Genomic DNA, 4681 nt, shown 5'->3' with positions numbered 1-4681 from the left:
GGGCCGTCAGCAGTCGGCGGGTCCAGCTTCTCACCGCCAGCACCGCCCACACCACCGGCAGCACCCGAACCCGGGTTCACCGTCAGAATCGGCTCAGACTGCACCTCATACGAGGTGAAACCAACAAAACCGGGCGAACCGTCGCCGTCACCCGAACCAGCGCCACCACCGGTGCTGAACTGGTGCTCGCCACCGGAGCTATCCAGCGAATAGTGCGCGGTCGGGCGCACAGCACCCGCATTCGCGGGGTTCGGCAGAACCGTCGCATACGATGCCAGAACACCGGCACCGCCGCCGCCACCGGCAACAATCATCGGCACGCCATCCACCTCAATCGCGGACGAACCACCACCGGACGCCGAATACAGCACAGCGCTCATACCGCCGAGACCGGTCACACCGCCAGAAATACGGGTCAAATCATTAATCGCAGAAACAACATTCGCGGGAACCGGCGAAGAAGCCTTCGAGGAGCCACCCACGCCATAGCCGTCTCCGCCCTCAGCGGGCTTCAGCTCACCATTACCGATACCGCCCGAACCGGCAGTCAGAGTAATAGTCTGGCCGCCGCGCACAGCCATAGAACCCTCCACCATGGCGCCGGAACCGGCATCAGCCACAGTGTAGTTCGTGCCGCCAGCGCCGCCCACAGCGGTAAAACGCATACGCTTAGCGCCCGCAGGGACCGTCAACACAACAACCTTCTTCACGCCGTCACCGGCAGTGACCATCGTCGAATCCTCGTAAGGGCCGGTGCACTCGCCTTCCTCATCAGAAGCCGCATACGCCGGAATCACCGAAGACGCCACAACGACCGGGGCAGCCCACGCCGCACCAGCCACCAGGCGGCGGCGCGACAGACCTGCACGAGAAGAAGGAGAAACGGGGCGCGAAGAATCGCTGGCAGAAGAGCTCACGATAAAATCCTGTACGTTGAGTGGGTGTTTCTAAACGCAGCAGGCTTCACCGCTCGAAGAGCCTCATACTCCTGACGCGGGTGCCCGCCACACGCAATATCTCTATTATGCCTTCTCAACAGCCCAGATCCGCACAAGGCACCACCGCATGCCGGCGTATGAATACTGCGCACGCTCGGAAGAACGCAAGAGCGGAAGGACGTAGCAGTGGAAGGGCACAAGCGTGCAGAAATCGGGTACAAAAAACCGCCGGACGGGGCGCTCCCCCATCCGGCGGTTTATCTATGAAATGTAGACGAAGCTAGGAGCCCTTCGTCTAGGAGCTCTTCGTCTGGGAGCTCTTCGTCTGGGAGCTCTTCGTCTGGGAGCTCTTCGTCGAAGACTCAGAAGAGTCAGCATCCTCGGCGGGCTCTGCTTTATCCGATGCCTTCTCAGATGCCTTCTCCTCAGCGTCCTCTGCAGACTCATCTGCGGCAGACTTCGGAGCGAACTCCGCCGGAGCCGGCTCAATACCCGCAGCAGCCTTCGCCGCCGCACGACGACCAGCCACCACAAAACCAGCAGCACCCAGCAGAACCAGCAGCAGAGCAGTCCACACGTGAATACGAACGCCCCAAAGCATCTCCGACGTATCAATACGCAGGAACATCTCAATGAAGAGGCGACCCACACCGTAGTAGAACACGTACAGCCACAGGGTCTGACCCAGCTTCAGCACGCCCTTACGACCCAGCCACAGTAGCAATGCCACACCCAGCAGGTTCCACAGCGACTCGTACAGGAACGTCGGATGGAACAGCGTACCCGCCGGATACTGCGAGGGGAAATTACCGCTCGAGGCGCTAATCTCCAGGCCCCACGGCAAAGTCGTCGGCTTACCGAACAGCTCCTGGTTGAACCAGTTACCCCAGCGGCCAAACGCCTGAGCCAGCAGAATACCCGGCGCCACCGCATCCGCAAAAGCCGGGAAATTCATACCGTAACGGCGGCAACCATACCAGGCACCCAACGCGCCAACCGACACGGCACCCATAATGCCGATGCCGCCCTCCCAAATCTTCAGGAAAGCCCACGGATCAGCCACATTCGGACCGAAATAGCTACCCGGGTCAGTAATCAGCACGTGGTAGGCGCGGGCACCAACAATGCCCGCCGGAATAGCCCACATCGCCACGTCAAACACGCGCTCAGGGGTACCACCCGCCGCCTTCCAACGGCGAGAACCCAGCCACAAGCACACCGCCATACCCGCAAGAATACACAGGGCATAGAAATGCACACGGAACGGGCCCAGCTGCAGGTACGAAACGCTCGGTGACGGAATCGACGCCAGCACGTTAGCTACCGGCACGCTCGCCAGCGACAGCACATCAGACATTAGCCTTCACGCCCCGCCAGCTCACGGGTCAGCTTAGCCACCGCCTCAACACCGCCAGAAGCCAAAGCCTTCACCAGCGCGGTACCGACAATCACGCCGTCCGCATACTCGCCAATCTCCTCAACGTGGGCACGAGTCGAAACACCCAGACCCACGCACGCACGAGGCGCACCGGCAGCCTTAATGTCCGCAACCAGGGTGCGAGCCGCCTCCGACACGGAGGTGCGGGCACCGGTCACGCCCATCACCGACACGGCGTACACGAAGCCGCTCGACGCCTTCGCAATAGTCGCCAGACGCTCCGGCGAAGAAGACAGAGCCGCCAAGAAAATACGATCCAGACCGTACTCGTCAGAAGCCTCAAACCACGCCGACGCCTCATCAGGCACCAGGTCCGGGGTGATCATGCCCGCGCCACCGGCAGCCGCCAAATCACGCGCAAAATTCTTCACACCGTACGCCAGAACCGGGTTCCAGTACGTCATCACGACAACCACCGCGTCGGTCGCCTCGGTAATGCGGCGGACCGCCTCAAACAGCTGAGGAAGCTTGAAACCGTTCTCCAGCGCCACGCCGGTCGCCTTCTGAATCACCGGGCCATCCATGACCGGATCAGAATAGGGCACGCCCAGCTCAATAATGTCCGCGCCGTTATTGCCCAGCGCAATCGCCGCATCAATCGACTCATCCAGGGTCGGGAAGCCCACCGGCAGGTAGCCAATCAGCGCCGCACGGCCCTGCTCCTCACACTCAGCCAGGCGAGCCGCCAGAGGCGAATCCGGGTTAGCGGGAGGGAACGTACCGTCCAGCACCTCAAAGGGTGCCGCCTGAGAAATAGCGTCCTGGTAGCTCATTACTTAGCCTCACTTTCAGCCTGTGCGTTCTGTGCAGCGGATGCGGCAGCTTCCTTATTACCGGTCATCAGGGTCGAGGACGGAATCGCCTTACCCAGGCCGAACCACTTCAGCGCGGTCTCCATGTCCTTATCGCCACGACCGGACAGGCAGACAATCATCGTCTTCTCGCGTGCCGCCTCCGGATCCTCAGCAGCCCAACGCTGGCACACGCGCAACGCGCCCGCCAGAGCGTGCGAGGACTCAATCGCCGGGATAATGCCCTCGGTACGGCACAGCAGGCGCAGAGCGTCCATCGCCTCGGTGTCAGTCACCGGCTCGTAGGTCACGCGACCAATATCGGACAGGTAGGAGTGCTCCGGACCCACGCCCGGGTAATCCAGACCGGCAGAAATCGAGTGGGACTCAATGGTCTGACCGTCCTCATCCTGCATCAGGTAGGTCATCGCGCCGTGCAGCATGCCCGGGCGGCCCAGAGTAATGGTCGCCGCGTGACGGCCAGTCTCCACGCCGTCGCCACCAGCCTCAAAACCGTAAATCTCAACCGAAGAATCATCCAAGAACGCGTGGAACAGGCCAATCGCGTTCGAACCGCCACCCACGCAGGCAGCAATACCATCGGGCAGGCGGCCGGTCTCAGCCAGAATCTGCTCGCGCGCCTCCTCACCGATAGCGTCGTGGAAGAAACGCACCATCGCCGGGAACGGGTGCGCACCGGCGGCAGTACCCAGCAGATAGTGGGTGTTCTCAACGTTCGCAACCCAGTCACGCAGCGCCTCATTAATGGCGTCCTTAAGGGTGCGGGAACCGTTCTGAACCGCAATCACCTTCGCGCCCAGCAGCTGCATACGAGCCACGTTCAGCGACTGACGCTCAGTGTCTTCCTCACCCATGTAGACCACGCACTCCATGCCGAAGAGCGCAGCCGCGGTCGCAGTCGCAACACCGTGCTGACCCGCACCAGTCTCAGCAATCAGACGGGTCTTACCCATACGCTTAGCCAGCAGAGCCTGACCCAGCACATTATTAATCTTGTGGCTACCCGTGTGGTTCAGGTCCTCACGCTTGAGGAACACACGCGCACCGGCATGCTCAGAGAACTTCGGAACCTCCGTCAGCAGCGACGGACGGTTCGAATACTCAGCAGAAAGACGCTGGAACTCAGCAATGAACTCGGGGTCGTTCTTCGCCTCGTTAAAGGTCGCCTCCAGCTCATCCATGGCGGCAATCAGCGACTCGGGCATCCACCGCCCGCCGTACTCACCAAAATAGGGGCCGGGGGCATTCTTCAACGACTCGCCGTTGAGGAAAGCATCTGCCAGGTTCTCGCTCATCACTATTCCTTCCCTGGATGGTTGCCGCCGGATGCGCGCCGCAGGTAGAGGGGCATCAGGCCTGATCACAGCGAAACACCACGCCAACCGCGAATCGGGCGGGGGCGGCGTTCGCATATATCCCCCTATAGTACCCGTGCGCAGGCGGTGAACAATACCTTGAGGTGCACATGACCATTCTCAGCAGGGTGCTCCCCT

At 61.4% G+C, this 4681-nt stretch carries 3 protein-coding genes and 1 pseudogene; all 4 read right to left on the bottom strand.

Annotation, left to right across the window (positions count from 1 at the left end):
• Positions 1-917: pseudogene (locus tag Q0216_RS01475) on the bottom strand (phosphoenolpyruvate synthase); the annotation flags it as partial.
• A gap of 316 nt (positions 918-1233) precedes the next feature.
• Positions 1234-2295, bottom strand: a complete 1062-nt coding sequence (gene lgt / locus Q0216_RS01470; RefSeq protein ID WP_298592366.1) for a prolipoprotein diacylglyceryl transferase — start codon at positions 2293-2295, stop codon at positions 1234-1236.
• The gene (trpA, locus tag Q0216_RS01465) at positions 2295-3149 is read right to left on the bottom strand and encodes a tryptophan synthase subunit alpha (RefSeq protein WP_298592364.1); all 855 of its coding nucleotides are present in this window, start codon (positions 3147-3149) and stop codon (positions 2295-2297) included. The genes lgt and trpA overlap by 1 nt, the downstream gene beginning before the upstream one ends.
• Positions 3149-4483 (bottom strand): tryptophan synthase subunit beta, encoded by a 1335-nt coding sequence (trpB, locus tag Q0216_RS01460; protein ID WP_298592362.1) that lies wholly within the window; start codon positions 4481-4483, stop codon positions 3149-3151. The genes trpA and trpB overlap by 1 nt, the downstream gene beginning before the upstream one ends.
• Positions 4484-4681 lie beyond the last annotated feature (198 nt).

The organism is uncultured Rothia sp. (genome assembly GCF_937976295.1).
In the GTDB taxonomy this organism is placed as follows: Bacteria; Actinomycetota; Actinomycetes; order Actinomycetales; family Micrococcaceae; genus Rothia.
This window is presented reverse-complemented; position numbering and strand designations above follow the sequence as displayed.

Bases quoted from the DNA above. Each gene is read 5' to 3' on its own strand.
- trpA (WP_298592364.1), bottom strand. From the start codon at position 3,149: ATGAGCTACCAGGACGCTATTTCTCAGGCGGCACCCTTTGAGGTGCTG.
- trpB (WP_298592362.1), bottom strand. From the start codon at position 4,483: ATGAGCGAGAACCTGGCAGATGCTTTCCTCAACGGCGAGTCGTTGAAG.
- lgt (WP_298592366.1), bottom strand. From the start codon at position 2,295: ATGTCTGATGTGCTGTCGCTGGCGAGCGTGCCGGTAGCTAACGTGCTG.